This window comes from Sodaliphilus pleomorphus, from assembly GCF_009676955.1.
GTDB lineage: Bacteria > Bacteroidota > Bacteroidia > Bacteroidales > Muribaculaceae > Sodaliphilus > Sodaliphilus pleomorphus.
This window is the reverse complement of the sequence record NZ_CP045696.1, coordinates 2911861-2928806: the sequence shown is the minus strand read 5'-3', so window position 1 is coordinate 2928806 and position 16946 is coordinate 2911861. Positions and strand designations below refer to the sequence as shown.

Below are 16946 nucleotides of genomic sequence, written 5' to 3'. Positions count from 1 at the left end.
AAAACAGAACCGATTGGAGACCATACTACCTCCAACCGGCTCATAACGAACTAAAAGAGTTTTTATGGAAATTAGTTAGTTTACAATTACCTTCTTGATGAGCTGGTCACCCAGTCGCACGATATATACGCCCGAAGGCACAGTTACATCGAGGCTTGGGCTCGTGAGGCAGCCCGAATAGAATACACGTCCATCGACGGTGTAGATGAAGGCGCAAGTTCCAGTGGGGGCTTTCATGGAAATCACCCTCTCACCCACCATGACCGATGCAGGAGCAGCTGTGGGCTGTTCAACACCCGAAGTTGAGACATCGAGAGAAACGACATTGGATAGAGCCGACTCGCCCACAGAGTAAAGGGTAGAAACCCGGAAGTCATGCACTCCAAACGCAATATCGGACTTGTCGAAGGTTGTGGCACCGCCAGTGCGTCCCACCTTCTCCTTATCCATATACACATTGTAGCCAATGATGTTCAAGGGTGCGGCCTGGTAGTCGATATCATCAATCATGAGGGCATAGCTATCGGTGGCAATAGAACGAATTGCAAAATACAATGCCCCTTGAGGAAGATCGGTCTGGATTTGAGTCCATTCGCTCAACGGGTCTTCAACCGTCTTTAAAACAATGAAATTTCCAATATCCTTATCGGTAGTTGAGTAGAGCACTTCAAATTTTTCGGGATAAGAGATATCAAGATTTTTGGCCAAGAACGATACGGTCTGGGCTTCGCCTGTGAGCAGTGGCGAGATGAGCCAGTCATCGTTGTGACCACTTTGAGCAGTCGAGGAGATGGCCGACATCGCAACCAGGTATTGATCGCCTGTGGCGGGCTTGAACTGTGGAACACTTTCCACATCAATTCCTAAGGCTTTGGGGTTGAAGGTCATGAAGGCCATGGGTTCGGTTTCATGCTTAAATTCAACAGCCGAAATGCCGTAGGTAGAACCCCGATCGGCATCGACAACCGTCCAGAATCCAATGTTGTCGATAATCCAGGGCTCATAGCTCTCAAAGCTCTCGGTCTTTTCACCGCCCTCAATTCCAGTGGGTGCAGTCCACCACAGGTGAACATTTCCCTTGCCGGTCACATTACCGGCCAAATCACCCACACGAGGATAAATGGGGTGCCGGATATACATCTTGCCCACAAAGGTCGTGTTATCGTTCAAATCCTGATCCTTGGCATAGGAGACTACCGCATATACATGAATAGTGTCGGGGTCGGTGAGTTTGGGGGCATAGTAGAGAAACTGCATGCTATTGAGGTTCACCGGCAAGTCAGAGCATTCATGCTCATCTACCTTTTCTCCCTCGACATAGAGGGCAACGGTCATGTCGGTTGTGGGCTGGCTGCCCATGTTGGTGAGTTTCACGCCAATCATAGACTCCTGCCCCACCTTGCCCTCGGCAAAGATGCGCAACTCGGCCTTAACGTTGTATTCAAAGTAGTCAATCACATTGATGTCGTCGATATAAACCGGGATAGCCAGGTCGTTGCTCTCGGCCAGGAATTTCAATACTACATAGTCATCGGTCTTGAACTTGTCGAGCAAAAGCACGTTCTTTTTCCATTCTTTTACGTCACCTATCTTTGTGTAGTCAAAGGTGGCAAGAGTATCGGTGCGCTGCGGCGAAGTAGCCACCACCTTCAACTTGATGGGGTGACCGGGGTAACCAAAGAAGGTGAACATGACAGCTGGGTTTTCAGCACTGCTAATGTCAATTTTACCCGTGTTGAAAGAAGCCTTGTCGCCCTCGTTCTTGGGAAGGAACTCAAGACAGCCATACTCGTCATCATAACTGTGCGTCTTGGAGAATACATAGCCATTCTCGCCACTCTGCTCAGCCCAGAAGAAATGTTCGGGCAACGGTTCGCCCAAAGCAAACGACTCGTGGAAAGGCAAGGTGTAGGCATCGCCCACTACAAGGGCATTGGAAGGGGCGATGGGGCTTTCACCGCTAGAGGTGAGAGCCGACACACCGTAATACAGCAACGACTGCGGGCCGGTCAAAACCACCTTGTCATCGGTATAAGTGGTTTGGCCTGTATTCTTTACGATGATTTCTCCCTCTTGACTGTAAATGTTATATTTCAACGTCGATGCGTCATAGTATCCATGATGCACACCCTCAGCAGGAGCCTGCCATGAAAGGCTGACACCCTGTGCAGCTTCACCCAACATGATGTGTTGCGGTGCGGCAGGAATGTCGATGCCCACATAGGCACTCTTCACAGCCACCTGCCCCTTGCCGGCTGCATTGTAGCCCACGACGGCATAGTGGTTGGTGCCTTGCGCGGGACTGCTGTCGGTGTAGCTGAGCTGTTCTCCCGGAGCAGGATTGGAAAAGGTGGTCAAGAGCTGTTCACCCCGGTAAAGTTCCACCTTGGTGAGTGATTCAAGAGGTGTTCCGTCATAGGCCTGTTCAGGAGCCTTGAAAGCCACTTGAGCAGTCAAAGCGCCTTGCGCACCAGGTGTCACATCGATACTGGTTGCAGCAGCAGGGGCGGCAAGTACAGCTTTTTCCACGACCGAAATCTCATCGATGAAGAGGTAATACTGGTCCGCCTTGCTCACGGCATGAACCCCAATGCGATAGTTACCGTCTTCGTCCACATTGAACTCGGTTTCGTTCCATTGATAAGAATCGACCGCAGTCTCGATGCGGGGCACAATATTCTTGAACAGGCCAATGTCGGTTCCAGCCCCTACGCCCACTTCAAAGGCCTCGGTATAGTTCCAGAAACCAGCGCGATACTTGAACTTGAGAGTATAGGCATGAGCCTTGTCCAGCTTGAGTGCCGGCGTCATGAGCCAGTCATCGGCAGGAAGCGTGGCACTATTACTGTACCGCGCCGCTTGCAGACGTGTGTCGTAGATCCAAGTGCAGTCGTCATTATTGCTATTCACAACGGTGAACTGCTCAAAGGCCGCCTTGTCGTCGAAATTTTCCATGTAGGGCAATGCGTAGACCGAATCGGTTCCGGCAGGTAAACGATTGACCTTGATGGGTTTCACCCTTGAGACTTTCTCTTGCGGGGTAGCCCCCTGTGCCGGGGTGCGCAGTTGGCCTTTCAAAGGCACAGGCACCCACACACAAGCACAAGTTGCGACCAGGGCAAAAATGTGATATAATTTCATCTTATTGAGCTAAATACCGTGATTACTTCACTAAGACTTTTCTCGTAGTTCCGTTGGACATCACTTGAATAACAACGCCTGAATAGTTGGCTGGAGCTACTCGACCATCGAGGGTATAGACTGCAACGGGAACGACTTCATCAACCTGTGGACCCACAATGCCCGAAGGCTCAATGCCCTCAATGATATTGAACTCCTTGAACACGTTGTCGGCCTTATAGGCATCGACCGAGGCTTTAGGGACATAGAGCGTGCAAGCGGCCTTGTCTACATAGTAGAATGGGAAGAAACCGCACTGGGGAGGTTGAACGGCATAGCAGTAGAGCGTCTTCATGCCGGAGCAGCTGAAGAAGGCATATTGCCCAATGTTGGTAACAGTAGAAGGCAGGCTCACATTGGCCAGCGCCTTGCTGCCTGAACAGAAACTGGCAGGAATTACCGTTGTCCCTTCGGGAACTGCAATGGAAGTGAGTGCATAGCAATCGGAGAAAGCCCCCTCGCCGTACTTAACGAGAGTGGCCGGCAAAACGACGTTTGGCAAGGCCTTGCAACCAGAGAAGCACCAGTCGCCTATTTCAGTAAGAGCGTCGGGTAACTCCAACACCTTGAGAGCAGAACAAAATCCAAATGCTCCATTGCCAATGAAATTGACGGTGTTGGGCAAATGAATTTCGGTGACCTTTGAACAGCTATAGAAACCATATTTCCCAATTTTCTCAAGGTTTTCGGGCATAGTGATAGAAGTGACCTTACTGCTCATGTCAAAGGCATACTCTCCCACTGTGGTCACTGTCGAAGGAATCACATAGGCACCTGAACGCGCCATGGGGAAGCGCAGGATTTCGGTCATTGCCTTATTGAAAAGAACACCATTCTCCGACTTATAAACGGTGTTGCCTTCAGCGACATTAACATCGGTCAAACCCGTACAATAGTTGAATGCGCTTGAGGCAATGGAAGTTACCGATGCCGGAATATCCATAGCAGCGATTTTCTTGCAGAAAGTGAAAGCAACGCCTTCAATCGTGGTAACACCTTCAGGCACTACAATCGAGAGCAGGTTGAGACAATCGGCAAAGGCTTCATAGCCCACAATTTCCACATCGCCTGGAATGGTAAATGTTTCGCCCAGGTGTGCCGTGGGATAACGCAGCAACTTTCTATCGACAGTAGAGTACAACACGCCGTCAATTGACTTCAATGAGGTGTTGGAGGCAGGCACGTTGATGCTCTTGAGATTGCCGCACACGCTAAATACCCTCTTTTCCACAGCCTTCAATGAGGCGGGGAGGGTCACCGTCTGCAATGCAGGGCAGTTGAAGAAGGTGTTGGTGTTGAGCGTGTCCTGCTTGGTGTAGAACTGGGCGTAAGTAGAATAGTCATACATGTAGGCAGCTCCACCGGGCACGATTGAGGCTCCCGACATATCCAAGTTTGACATCTTCCCCTGTGAAGGGGCTCCACTCTTGGTGATACCAGCCATTTCACGCAAGACGATGATATCATCGCCATTGAGAGAACCGGTAACGGTCAAATCAGTGATTACATTCTTTTGATCTCCAACAAGGGTTGCAAGAGTTCCCGGGGAGGTTACATTGATGGTTGTCGTCTGACTGAAGCCAACACTGGCAAACAGTCCCAACGTGATGAGGAGTAAAGAATTTTTCATTTTCTCAATTGTTTATGTTAATAAAATTATTTTCATGAGAATCGGGGATCCTGTCCTCACAAAATTAGACAACACGAAGTCAATATACAACAAAATCCGGCACCATTCTTTTGACATTTCTTTAAAATTGAAGAATTGTCAAAAAGAAAAGCGTAAATAAGTGCTTCATACACAAAGAAAAGTTGAAATCACTCGCGCGGACGCTCTTTCCTCGCCTCTTTTCGATATTGACCGGGAGGAAGTCCCGTTTTATTCTGGAAAGTCTTGTTGAAGACCGAAATTGAGTTGAATCCCAGCTCATCGGCCAGCTGTTTCAAGGGTACTGTATTATTGGGGTCGGAAATCACCATCACCGCGTCACGAATGCGCAAAGATGCAAGATAGTCACGAAACGACTGCCCCGAAAAACGATTGATCGCATTGGAGATATAGGTCTTGTTGGAGTTGAGCCTATCCGATAGCGAAGCCAGTGAAATATCCTTGTGGCGATAGATTTTCTCCTCCTCCATGAGCTGCTCTATCTTTCCAAATAGCTCGGTCATCTTGTCGCTGTCCTCCTGCTTGCTCTTGTCTACTGCCACAGGTTCGGTCTTGAGGCTGTTCAAGTACTTTTGATGCTGCTTGTAAAGCTGGTGGTACATGGCACGCTGCCTGCGGAAGAGCAGCAGCAGGGTGACCATGACAATAAAGAAAATGACAAGCGCGAAAATCACATAAAGGCTGCGGCGTTTCGCCTTCATCAATTCCAGCTCGCTGCGCTGAATCGCGTTCTCATACTTCGCTTGCTGATAGGAACGCATGAGGCTATTGAACCGCTGTTCCTGCTTCAAGGGCGCCAGGCTATCGAGATAAATCCAGTACCTATTGAAACATTCCACCGCTTCACGGTGATCGCCATTGACATAGAGCATGTGCGACAGGCGATGATAGAAGTCCTTTCGGAACTCGGTGTTGCCAAACCTGGACGACACCCACAAGCCTTTCTTGTAACAGGCAATGGCATGAGGTAAATCGCCCTGCTTCTCGAACAACTTGCCGTAGTTGAGAAGAGTCAGGCAGCGCGTGCCGTCGTCGGAGACAACCGAGTCGGCCAGGACATTTTCGTAATACTTTCGCGCTTCGCCATAGTCGTTCTTAAAGCGGTAATAATTGGCGTAAAGCAGTGAAATATCGGGCTTAACAATCTTGAGGTGTTCACGGCTGGCAATGCTGTCGGCAATCTTGATGTTGTGGAAAGCCTCTTCGTGCCTGCCTGCCAACTGCTGCATCATGGCCATGTTGATATAGACCAGGCTGCGGCGAAAGTCATCGACCGAGTTATGCTGCACCAGCGACAACGCCCGCTTGGCGTAATCCATGCCCTGCACATCGGAACGAATGAAAAAGATGTTGCCCATATTGAGCAGGAAAGAAATCTGTGTAGACGCTTTGTTCTCAATGTCATTGCTGAGCGAAAGGCGGTACCCCGTCTGGAACGCATCGAGGGCTTTCGACAAGTTCATTTCAAACTTGATGGCATAAAGCCCCTTAATGTTGGCAAGCAAAACCTTGAGCTGGACTTCGTCGCTGTGCTTCGACCTGGTGTCGATACAGTTCAGGTAGTACTTGACCGAATCGCTGTTTTCAAGGAAAAGATAGGCTTGCGAAATATAGGCACAGGAATAGAGAACCGACGCGGTATCGCCAGCCTGCCTTGCACGAGCCAGGCATTTCTTGAATCCTGATATATAGGTCTTGTAGTCGCCTTTTTTCAAGCACTTGTCGGACTGCTTCTTCTGCACTTGCCAAGGGCATTGCCGCCCATTAGAAAGAAATTTCATGGAGCCGCTATTGCCACAGCCACCTAAAAGCAGCAAGAAAGCCATCACACCGACGTAACTTTCCAACAAACGTGATACTATATTACGCATGAGGCTTCTGGTCATAAATTGGGGAGCAAGGGCAAGTTGATGATGCCTCTACTGGGCAAAGTTAGCATTTTTTCATGCACGCATGATAAAATTGGAGGAAAATATGAACCTAAAATCCGCAACTATCATCCAATACACGATTAAGGGTAGATTTATGAGTCGTTAGTAGCAGCTTTCAGTAAAAAGCAACAGCACAACATCAATATGTAGCCACCATCCCCTTACCCCACGATGCGACTTGAGGTAATACGCAGATTCAAACCGGAAAGAAAGGATTCTTATCCGAATTCTGTTTTGAAGGGTTTTGCATAAGCTCGGTTCTCTGTGTAGATATTCAGCACGTATTGCCTTGCAGTCATGATCCACTTGGCAGGTACGGAGATGAATCTGAAGACAAAAGCCTTTATGCGACTCGTTTTCTTGAGCCCAAAAGCCTTGGTGTCAAGCCTGCTCATGATGGTCTTGTAGAAATTGTGTATCAATGCAGTAAGCAGAAGAAAGACAGTATTCTCCGCCATGAATGACTTGGGGAGCCTGCTCCAACCGAATCCGTTGTTCATGTCGTCAAAGATACGTTCCTTGCCGCCACGCAGATTGTAGAATTCAACAATGTCCCTTGTCGATGACTTGTAATCGTTGGTCAGAATACAACGGTAAGTGTATTCGCCTTCCCACAGGTCAAGGTCGCCACTGTTGCGTCTTTGTCTCTGGATGACAAGACGATAGCACTTGCCTTCCCATTTCTCAACGAGAATGGAATTGAGTTCGAACTGGATGCCGTTAATCTCCTCCGTCTTCCATCCTCTCAGAGCAAAGATGTCATTGTAGAGCGAACTGCATCGGTTGGCACGGATGTAGAAATGTTTGCAATGCTTCTCTATCTCACTGACGATTTCCTTCGAGCAGGAACCGCAGTCTGCCCTGAAGCGATTTACACGGATGTTCTGGGATTCCAGAAGAGCGAAGAATCTCTTATGGGTGTCTGCCTGATGAAAACGCACATTCGTGTTACCATCGCTGTTCTCGATATAGACTATCTTGTCACCGATAACATATACGCCAGGCCTGTAGCCGAGGAACTTTTTGTAGGTCGGTTTTGCATCATACTTCTCCGTTTCAAGGAACTGATGGTCAAAGTCAACATCGTATTCCTCAATTTCCTTCAACTCGCCTGTAGAAACCAAAGCGTTTATAAGCAATGTGTTGAGTTTGTCTGCAGTATTGAAATCATAGGTCTTGCCTTGGTCGGAAGTATAGGAGATGTTTTCCTGTGTCAGTTCCTTGATGGCTCTGAGGATGGTATCAGAGCTGCATGTACGAAGGGTAGGATGATACGAGAGATGGCGCATCAGTTGTGACGTTACGTCTTCCACGCATGAGCCGCCACAGAAATAAACGCTCATCAGCGAACGGACTATCTCGCTGAACTGATATCCGAAGATACTGCTGCATCTCTGACCCAGTGTTGAGTCGATAACGGGTGAAAGCATGGAGTCAAATTTCTCCATGATTGAAAAAATTCCTCCAAAAGGTGTGAGTTTCTCAGATTTAATTTGTATTTTTGCCATGTCATATTAGAGTTTTGCTTGTTTTCTTTTTGCAACACTAAGATAAGTGAAAATTCTGACATGGCAAAATCCTGGGCAACTTTTTGTTGCTCAGGAACTTATAAATAAAGTTAAATTATAGTGTTGCGGAATTAAGGATGAACCATTTCTCTTGAAAAAAAACTATTTTTGCAACAAGAGCAATAATTCAAAATTCAAAACATCATGAAGAATATAATTATCTTTGACGACAATGATGTGAGGAAGCAATTGCTCCCCATCACCTACACAAGACCCATAACCAAAATAAGAGTAGGCATCACAACCATCGAGGAGAAGTGGCAGGCCCTGCTGGGAGGAGGCACCTATAGCTATCTCACGGCCTCCTACCTGAAGAAGAAGTTCCCCACCACGCTGCGCAGCCAGAACCTGCTGGTTGCCGGCCACGTCATCCCCACCCCGCAGCTGGCCCGGCAGGCGCTGGCCCTGAAAAGCGGAGAGGCCATCGTCGACAGCGAGGGGCAACTCATTGCCTTCAACGGCAGCGCGCAGGACTTCGACAACCACAACTATGCCACCACCCTGGCGCCAGTCGAGCCCCCCACGGCAATCAAGCACCTGTGGGATATTTTCGCGCTCAACGGCGAGGTACTGCGCAGCGACTATGAGCGCATCACCGCCGGCAGGCAGTCGCAACCCCTGCCGCCATCATGCACAGTGATAGGCGATCCCGGCCAGATATTTATCGAAAAAGGTGCCAGCGTCGAGGGCGCGTGCCTCAACACCAAAGGCGGCCCTATATATATAGGTGAAAACGTCGAGGTGATGGAGGGGGCATGCGTGCGCGGCCCCTTTGCCGCCTGCCACGATGCCAAGGTGCGCATCGGGGCCAAGGTGTATGGCGCCACCACCCTGGGACCCTACTGCAAGATAGGGGGTGAGGTGGAAAACACCGTGATGATAGGCTACAGCAACAAGGCTCACGAGGGATTCCTGGGCGATGCCGTGATAGGTGAATGGTGCAACATAGGCGGCGGCACCACGGCCTCCAATCTCAAGAACGACTACAGCGAGATTCGGCTATGGAACTATGCCACACAGCGCTTTGACCACACCGGGCTGCAATTTTGCGGGCCCATCATGGGCGACCACTGCAAGACGGGCGTGAACTGCATGCTCAACACTGCCACCGTGCTGGGCGTGGGCGTCAACGTGTACGGGGCCGGATTCCCGCGCAACTTTGTTGCCTCGTTTATGGAGGGCGGGAGCACCAGCGGGTTCAAAGACGTGAAGATGCGCCCCTTTCTGGCCACAGCCAAGAGGGTGATGGCCCGCCACGGCATAGAGCTCACCCCCGACGACTGCGACATGCTCGAAGCCATCTACAAACTTGCAAAGAAATATAAATAACACATAAAACATTACACAATCGCATGAAAAGAATTATCATTATCATGGCAGCACTCGTCATGGCCGTCACTTGCAGTGCATCGGGCAAGAGCGAGAGAGTGTGCCACAAGGGCGACGGCTCGTTTATCGTAATTTCAAAGCGCGACCTCAACTTGAAAGTGTACCGCCCCGAAGCCAACGGCGACACTACCCTGCTGGCCACATTCCCGGCATGCCTGAGCAAGCGCACTGGCAACAAGCAGCGCAAGGGCGACATGAAGACGCCCGAGTCGCCTGCCGGAAAGCCCTTCTACATCTCGATGATGCAAGACGCCTCGACCTGGAGGCACGACTTTCACGACGGCCGGGGCAGTATTCTGGCCTATGGGCACTGGTTCCTGCGGCTGGTAACTCCAGGGCACAGCGGCATAGGCATACATGGGAGCACCAACAACCGCTCCTCGGTGCCTGGACGCGACAGCGAGGGTTGCATACGCCTTCTCGACGAGGACATCATCAAGCTTCACGACCGCTATGCCTATGTGGGCATGCGAGTCTATATCAAGCATGAGGGCGAAGAGCTCTACCCGTGGGAAAAGCACGCCAAGAAGCCAAACAAATAAGGGTAAAAGCAATTTTTTGTTTATTTTTTAATAAATGGCCAAATTATTGTTTGGTCATTTATTTTTTATTATATTTGCAACTGAGTTTTATGGGCCTCGCGGCCACGGCCTGCAACAACGGCGAGCGGGCTGTCGAGGCAAAAAAATAGAATATATATAGAAAAGCATGAAGGCTTCCCATAAAAAATCTATCGACACAGCCACAACGGTTGCAAAGGCTCCACACCAAGAGCTTTTGCCACCCAGTATATATATTTATCACAACACAAAACAACATTATGGGACTATTTAATTCTTTTAAAGAAAAAGTGCTCAATGAGTTTATCGACATCATTGAGTGGACCGACGACACGGCCGACACCATGGTGTGGCGGTTTCCCCGCTATCAAGCCGAGATCAAAAACGGTGCACAACTCACCGTGCGAGAGAGCCAGGTGGCAGTGCTGGTGAACGAAGGTCAGTTTGCCGACATCTACCAGCCAGGCCGCTACCAGCTCACGACAAGCAACATGCCCATTCTCACCACGCTCAAGGGGTGGAAATACGGGTTCAACTCACCCTTCAAGGTCGACGTTTACTTTGTCAACACCAAGCAGTTTCTCAACCTGCGCTGGGGCACGTCCAATCCTATCACGCTGCGCGACCCCGAGTTTGGGCCCATACGCCTGCGGGCATTCGGCTCTTACTGTTTCCAGGTGCAAAGCGACCCCACCAAGTTTATGAAAGGCGTGGCCGGCACCAGCGGCAACTACACCACCGATATGGTGAGCGAGCAGCTGCGCAACCACATCATCACCAAGTTTACCGACTACCTGGCCGAGTCAAAGATTGCCGCCCTTGACCTGGCAGCCAACCTCAACGAGTTCTCCGAGGCCCTCAAGGAATACTTGAAAAAGGAATTTGACGACTACGGCATCGACCTCACCAAGTTTCTTGTCGAAAACATCTCGTTGCCCGAGGCCGTGGAAAAAGCCCTCGACCAGCGCACCAGCATGGGCATAATAGGCAGCGGCCAGGTAAACGCCGGCAACATGAACGCCTTCACGCAGATGCAATTTGCCAACTCTCTCGAGGATGGCGCCAACAACCCCATGGGAAGCAATAGCGGGCTGGCCAGCGGTGCTATGGGCATGGGTATGGGCCTGGCCATGGCACAGCAGATGACCAACCAAATGACGCAACCCATGCAGCAGCAGGCGCCAGCGATGGCTCCACCGCCCATTCAACAGCAGCCCAGCTACTACACGGCTGTGAACGGAGCACAGAGCGGCCCCTACAACATGCAGCAACTCATGCAGATGGCGCAGCAAGGCCAGCTCAAGACTGACACAATGGTGTGGACACAAGGCATGGCAGGTTGGGCGGCTGCAGGCACAGTACAGGCACTGTCGTCGCTGTTCACAAGCAACACGCCGCCACCACCGCCGCCAGCAATTTAACTGCCACGAGAAATCAAGCCATATCGCAGTCAACCATTACAAAACTATAAAGAACAATGAATGGAGACAACAATACAGAAAAGGAGAAAACCCCGATAGACAATGCCCTGCAGACGAAATGTCCATCGTGCAGCGGCACCATGCAATACTCACCCGAGAGCGGAACGCTCAAGTGCATATACTGCGGTCATGAGCAAGAGCTCGACATGACTCCCGTATCGCTCACCGGCCAGAGCCTGGATGAGTGCGCAGCCCAATGTGCCAGCAAGCTCAACGAGGGAATCAACACCACGACCGTGACCGAAATCAAGTGCCAGCAATGCGGCGCCACAACAACAGTGGCCGAAAATATCACATCGGCACGGTGCGCCTTCTGTGGCAGCAGTCTGGTGTTGGCCGACGCTCACGAGCGACGGGCATGGAAACCCGAGTACATGCTCCCCTTCAGCATTGGCAAGAAAGCAGGCCGCGAAGCCTACAAGGAATGGCTCAAAGGCAAGTGGTATGCCCCCAACGAGCTGCGCAAGAATGCTGCCGACACCAAGGCCTTCCAGGGCGTGTATATGCCTTACTGGGCCTACGACGCCGAGACCGAGACCCAGTACAAGGGAAAGCAGGGGCACAGAGCCACCAGGGTTAAAAGGGTGAACGGCAAGGAAGAAACGGAGAGCTACACCGAGTGGCGAAACGTGGAGGGTGAAGTGAACGTCGACTTCGAAAACCTGCTCGTGCCCGCCAGCGACACGCTGCCTGCCGGCATTCTCAACAAGCTTGTGAGATGGGACCTGGAAAATTGCGTGGATTACCGCGAGGAGTTTTTGAGCGGTTTTGAAACCGAGCTCTACACCAAGGATTTTGTACAGGCCGCCGAGATAGCCAAGCAGAAAATGGACATTGAAATCGACCAGGAAATCAAAAAAGACATAGGCGGCAGCGACCAACGCATCGACTGGCGCGACACCGACTATGGCGACATCATGTTCAAGCACCTGCTCCTGCCCATATGGATAAGTTCCTATACTTACCAGGGCAAAATTTACCAGTTTGTGGTCAACGGCCGCACTGGCGAGGTAGAGGGCAACTACCCCCTGAGCAAGATAAAGGTGGCCATCTCTATCATCATCGCCATCATCATCGCAGGCATTCTCGTCTACTACATGATGAAATAAAAGAAATAGCATAACAAATCAACAACTCATAAAACATAGCAAATATGAAAAAATCAATTTTAATTTTAGCAATTGCAGCACTCCTCACCTCGTGTTTCCAAACCAAAGACAAGGGAGGCATGGAAAATTCCGAAGCCAACAACAGCCCGGCTATGAAACTGCTCAACAGCGTAGACTTCACCAAGGAAGGGCTTGTGAGCATGGTCAAGAGCAAGGATGTGCTCACCGATGTTGAATATGAAGCCTTGATACTGGCCTACTCCAAGGTGGGCATCGACAAGGACCGCCTCGAACTCGACAACAACCCCGTGTCGAGTGCAACCTCCGAAGTGATGAAAGACCACAAAGCCCCCGCCAATGCCAACGAAATCAAGAAAAAACTCTTGAACAACGAGTATCCCCAAGTGAGAGGCTATGTGGTGAGCAGCTTCAAGTCGATCTTCGGCACCTCGAGTTCCGACTGCAACGAACTCGTGAAAATGCTCAAAGAGGAAAAAAACGACTATGTGATAAAATGCGGCATCAAGACTCTGGCCAACGAAATGAAAGAGCCTGCTGTGGCCGAGTTTATCTTCTCGCAAGTGGGCAACAAGCATCCTGCCATTCGCACCCAGTGCGCCTATGCCATAGGCAACTCGTGGACTGAAGGCGTGAAAGGGGCCAAAGAGGCCGTGCTGAAGCTGATGAACGACAAGGATCCCGACGTGCAGAAAGCCATGTACAGATCTTGCGGCAAGCTGCACGACCCCACGCTCGTGCCCGAAATCGTGAAGGCGCTCAACGACCCTGCCAAGGTCGACCTGCACAGCGACTGCGTGAAAAGCCTCTACGCCATGTGGTATGACTATCCTTTCCACAAGCAGACCAACAAAGAGGCCTATGAGGCCACTCTGGCTTACTTCAAGAAAACTCCGCGCACCGACAAAGACCCGGCATGGAACAGCGTGGGCGAACTTGCAACGCAGGCCGAATCCAACTATGCCCAATGGCGCAGCAAGGCCACCTATTTCAAGCCCGAAGAGTATGTTGCCGTGATGAGCGACATCGCCAAGGACATCAATGCCAACTGGCTGGCAAGAAAGGCAGCGATCAAGGTGATCAAGAAAATAGGCAAGCCAAGCGACCTTGAAGCTGTGAAAAAGGCTATCGAGAGCAACTCCAACGACAGCAAGAAAGATTTGGTCATCAGGGATTGACGCACGACACCCCCTGCACGGCACCCCTCGAGCGCAAGGCTGCTGGCATCTATATCGTGAATGGCATGAATGCTATTATTCACAAGCCACTTCATGAAACAAGAAAAAGCGTTCCATGACGTTGTTTTTTTTACAAAAAAATTCTTTTTGTAAAATTAATTCTTACCTTTGTGAGTGTCTCCTCAACAGCTGGAGACACTCATATTTTTTACCTAAAACTAAACGACACATGAGAGTGAGACTCCTTACCGCGGCATCGATTTTCCTCATCTTTATCCAGGCAATGGCAGGTGCCAACATCGACAGCGCCTACAATGCCAAGAAACAGCTCGTGGGCTTCAATCTCGACGAGAAAGGGCTGAACAACGAGGAGCGGCAAGCACTGCACTTTCTCTACGCCTACGCCCCGTTGTGCGACGTGACCGACTACAGCCAGGACTTCTACATCGCCAATGTGAGGCAAACCCTGCTCACCCGCGAGCAGATGCCCTGGGGAAAAACGATACCCAGCGGCATCTTCATGCACTTTGTGCTGCCGCTGCGCGTCAACAACGAGCCGCTCGACAGCGCCCGGCTTGTGTTTTACAAGCAGCTGAAAGACCGCGTGAAAGGCCTGAGCATGAAAGACGCCATACTCGAGGTGAACCACTGGTGCCACGAGCATGTGACCTACCAGCCCAGCGACTCGCGCACCTCGTCGCCGCTGCAGAGCGTGAAGACGGCTACCGGGCGTTGCGGCGAGGAGAGCACGCTCACCGTTGCGGCACTGCGCGCAGTGGGCATTCCGGCACGACAAGTCTACACCCCACGCTGGGCCCACACCGACGACAACCATGCCTGGGTCGAGGCCTGGGCCGACGGCAAGTGGTGGTTTATGGGCGCCTGCGAACCCGAGGCCGTGCTCAACCTGGGGTGGTTCAACGCCCCGGCATCGCGGGCACTGCTCATGCACACACGTGTCTTTGGCGACTATGACGGGCCCGAGGAGACCGTGCTCAAGACAAGCAACTACACCGAGGTGAACCTCGTGGGAAACTATGCCGAGACGGCCAAGATACAGTTCACCATCGTCGACACCCAGGGGAAACCTGTGCCCAACGCACGTGTGGAATTCAAGATCTACAACTATGCCGAGTTTTACACGGCAGTCACCAAGTGGGCCGATGCCGCAGGCCGCGTGAGCCTCACTGCCGGCAAGGGCGACATGCTCGTGTGGGCAAGCCGCGACGGCCAGTATGGGTGGACCAAAGCCACATTTGGCAAGGACACCGCGCTCACCGTCAAGATAGCCCGCCACACTGCCTTGCCCCGCTCTATCGACATAGTGCCGCCGCCCGAGCACCCCGTGCTGCCCGACGTGCCGGCTGCACTGACCGCCCGCAACAAGCAGCGCCTCGAGCAGGAAGACGCGATGCGCAATGCCTACACTGCCACCTTCATCACCCCCGACAAGGCCCAGGCTTATCCCGAGGAGCAACGCCCCTATCTGGTGAAATCGCGTGGCAACCACCAGGTGATACTCGACTTTCTCAACAAGTACAGCGGCCAGCAAGAGCGCGCGTTGAAGCTACTGAGCACACTCACCGACAAGGACTTGCGCGATGTGACCATGCAAGTGCTCGACGACAACATGACAGCCCGCAGCAACCAGCTTTCGCCCCGGGTCGAGGCCGAGCCGCTGCGCCCATTCAAGCATTTCTTTGAGCAGAAGTTTGCCGCCGAGGCCACACGGTACAAAGCCAACCCGCAACTGCTCGTGGAGTGGATAAAAAAGAACATACGACTCAACCCCGACACCAAGGCGCTGCGCTACGCCCAGTCGGCTACAGGAGTGTACAACTACCGCATCGCCGACGAGCGCAGCCGCGACATCTTCTTTGTCGACGTGGCCCGCAGTCTCGGCATCGACGCCCGCAAAGATGCCGTGACCGGCAAGGTGCAATACCGCAACAGCGGCAGCAACAGTTGGATCGATGTGAAATGGGACAAGACCGGCCAGGCCAAAGCCACGCCGCAGGGCACGCTTGTGCTCGACTACACCCCCATCCCGCTGCACGACGACTTGTCCTACTATATACACTTCACCATAAGCAAGATGACAGGCGGCCGCATGGTGCTGCAAAACTACGACGAGAACAACTGCACCTGGGCATCGACCTTCAAGAATGGCGCACAGCTCGACACGGGCACCTATGTGCTGGTGACTGGCAGCCGCATGGCCAGCGGCACCGTGCTGGCAACAGTGCGCGAGTTCAAAATCGAGGCAGGGCACACCACCACAGTGCCACTCACGATGCGGCAAGCCACGGGCGACCAGGTGGCAGTGATAGGCAACTTCGACAGCGAGTCGCGCTTCAACCGGGTCGACAGCAAGTCGTGCACCATTGCCTCAACCCCCGTGAGCTTGCTATCGTGCACTGGCCGCGGCTACTATGTGCTGGGCATCGTGGGCATGGGGCAGGAGCCCAGCAACCACGCCTTGCGCGACATTGCCAAGGTCGAAATAGGCCGCCCCGTGGTGCTGCTCTTGGAAGACGAAGCCGCAGTGCGCAAGTTCAACGCCAGCGACTTCAACCTGCCGGCCGAGGGCATCACCTATGGTGTCGACCCCGACCACAAGATACTCAACGCCCTCAAGAGCGAGCTCAAGCTCGCAAGCGACCAGATGCCCGTGTTTGTCATTGCCGACACCTTCAACCGCATCGTCTACTACAGGCAAGGCTACACCATCAACATGGGCGAGGAGCTGCGCACGATACTGGGCAAGCTCAAGTAGCGTGTAGGCATGCGTTGCCCGGCCAGGTCCTGGCAACGGGGCATTATGGCACGAGACACATGGCGAGTATCGTGCAGGCCAATTCTT

At 51.9% G+C, this 16946-nt stretch carries 10 protein-coding genes; 6 read left to right on the top strand and 4 right to left on the bottom strand.

All coding sequences use genetic code 11. The features are described 5' to 3' along the window. Window positions 1-75: 75 nt before the first annotated feature. From GF423_RS12150 to GF423_RS12135, 4 genes are all read right to left on the bottom strand, one after another. Window positions 76-3141, bottom strand: coding sequence for a choice-of-anchor J domain-containing protein (locus GF423_RS12150; protein WP_154328610.1), 3066 nt, complete (start codon window positions 3139-3141; stop codon window positions 76-78). 22 nt (window positions 3142-3163) lie between these two features. Continuing rightward, entirely contained in the window at window positions 3164-4810 is a 1647-nt protein-coding gene (locus GF423_RS12145) for a leucine-rich repeat domain-containing protein (RefSeq protein ID WP_154328609.1), read from the bottom strand. A gap of 188 nt (window positions 4811-4998) precedes the next feature. Beyond that, entirely contained in the window at window positions 4999-6630 is a 1632-nt protein-coding gene (locus GF423_RS12140; protein WP_206113259.1) for a helix-turn-helix domain-containing protein, read from the bottom strand. Window positions 6631-6998: 368 nt separating this feature from the next. Next, on the bottom strand, window positions 6999-8288 hold the full coding sequence (locus tag GF423_RS12135; protein WP_005814044.1) for an IS1380-like element IS612 family transposase: 1290 nt from the start codon (window positions 8286-8288) through the stop codon (window positions 6999-7001). A 204-nt stretch (window positions 8289-8492) separates the two neighbouring features. Here GF423_RS12135 and GF423_RS12130 point away from each other — a divergent pair, with 204 nt between their 5' ends. The 6 genes from GF423_RS12130 (at window position 8493) to GF423_RS12105 (ending at window position 16859) form a co-directional block, all read left to right on the top strand. After that, on the top strand, window positions 8493-9677 hold the full coding sequence (locus GF423_RS12130) for a putative sugar nucleotidyl transferase (RefSeq protein ID WP_154328607.1): 1185 nt from the start codon (window positions 8493-8495) through the stop codon (window positions 9675-9677). A 23-nt stretch (window positions 9678-9700) separates the two neighbouring features. After that, entirely contained in the window at window positions 9701-10279 is a 579-nt protein-coding gene (locus GF423_RS12125; protein ID WP_154328606.1) for a L,D-transpeptidase, read from the top strand. 278 nt (window positions 10280-10557) lie between these two features. Next, window positions 10558-11718 carry an SPFH domain-containing protein gene (locus GF423_RS12120; protein ID WP_154328605.1) on the top strand — a complete coding sequence of 387 codons (1161 nt, stop codon included), beginning with the start codon at window positions 10558-10560 and terminating at the stop codon, window positions 11716-11718. 56 nt (window positions 11719-11774) lie between these two features. Beyond that, window positions 11775-12887 (top strand): TFIIB-type zinc ribbon-containing protein, encoded by a 1113-nt coding sequence (locus GF423_RS12115; protein WP_154328604.1) that lies wholly within the window; start codon window positions 11775-11777, stop codon window positions 12885-12887. Between the two features lie 44 nt (window positions 12888-12931). Further along, window positions 12932-14083, top strand: a complete 1152-nt coding sequence (locus GF423_RS12110; protein ID WP_154538246.1) for a HEAT repeat domain-containing protein — start codon at window positions 12932-12934, stop codon at window positions 14081-14083. Between the two features lie 229 nt (window positions 14084-14312). Further along, complete coding sequence (locus tag GF423_RS12105) at window positions 14313-16859, top strand: transglutaminase-like domain-containing protein (protein WP_154328602.1); 2547 nt, start codon at window positions 14313-14315, stop codon at window positions 16857-16859. The last annotated feature ends 87 nt before the right edge of the window (window positions 16860-16946 follow it).

Coding starts and splice junctions, on each gene's coding strand:
- GF423_RS12150 (WP_154328610.1), bottom strand. CDS start 3,141: ATGAAATTATATCACATTTTTGCCCTGGTCGCAACTTGTGCTTGTGTG.
- GF423_RS12145 (WP_154328609.1), bottom strand. CDS start 4,810: ATGAAAAATTCTTTACTCCTCATCACGTTGGGACTGTTTGCCAGTGTT.
- GF423_RS12140 (WP_206113259.1), bottom strand. CDS start 6,630: ATGAAATTTCTTTCTAATGGGCGGCAATGCCCTTGGCAAGTGCAGAAG.
- GF423_RS12135 (WP_005814044.1), bottom strand. CDS start 8,288: ATGGCAAAAATACAAATTAAATCTGAGAAACTCACACCTTTTGGAGGA.
- GF423_RS12130 (WP_154328607.1), top strand. CDS start 8,493: ATGAAGAATATAATTATCTTTGACGACAATGATGTGAGGAAGCAATTG.
- GF423_RS12125 (WP_154328606.1), top strand. CDS start 9,701: ATGAAAAGAATTATCATTATCATGGCAGCACTCGTCATGGCCGTCACT.
- GF423_RS12120 (WP_154328605.1), top strand. CDS start 10,558: ATGGGACTATTTAATTCTTTTAAAGAAAAAGTGCTCAATGAGTTTATC.
- GF423_RS12115 (WP_154328604.1), top strand. CDS start 11,775: ATGAATGGAGACAACAATACAGAAAAGGAGAAAACCCCGATAGACAAT.
- GF423_RS12110 (WP_154538246.1), top strand. CDS start 12,932: ATGAAAAAATCAATTTTAATTTTAGCAATTGCAGCACTCCTCACCTCG.
- GF423_RS12105 (WP_154328602.1), top strand. CDS start 14,313: ATGAGAGTGAGACTCCTTACCGCGGCATCGATTTTCCTCATCTTTATC.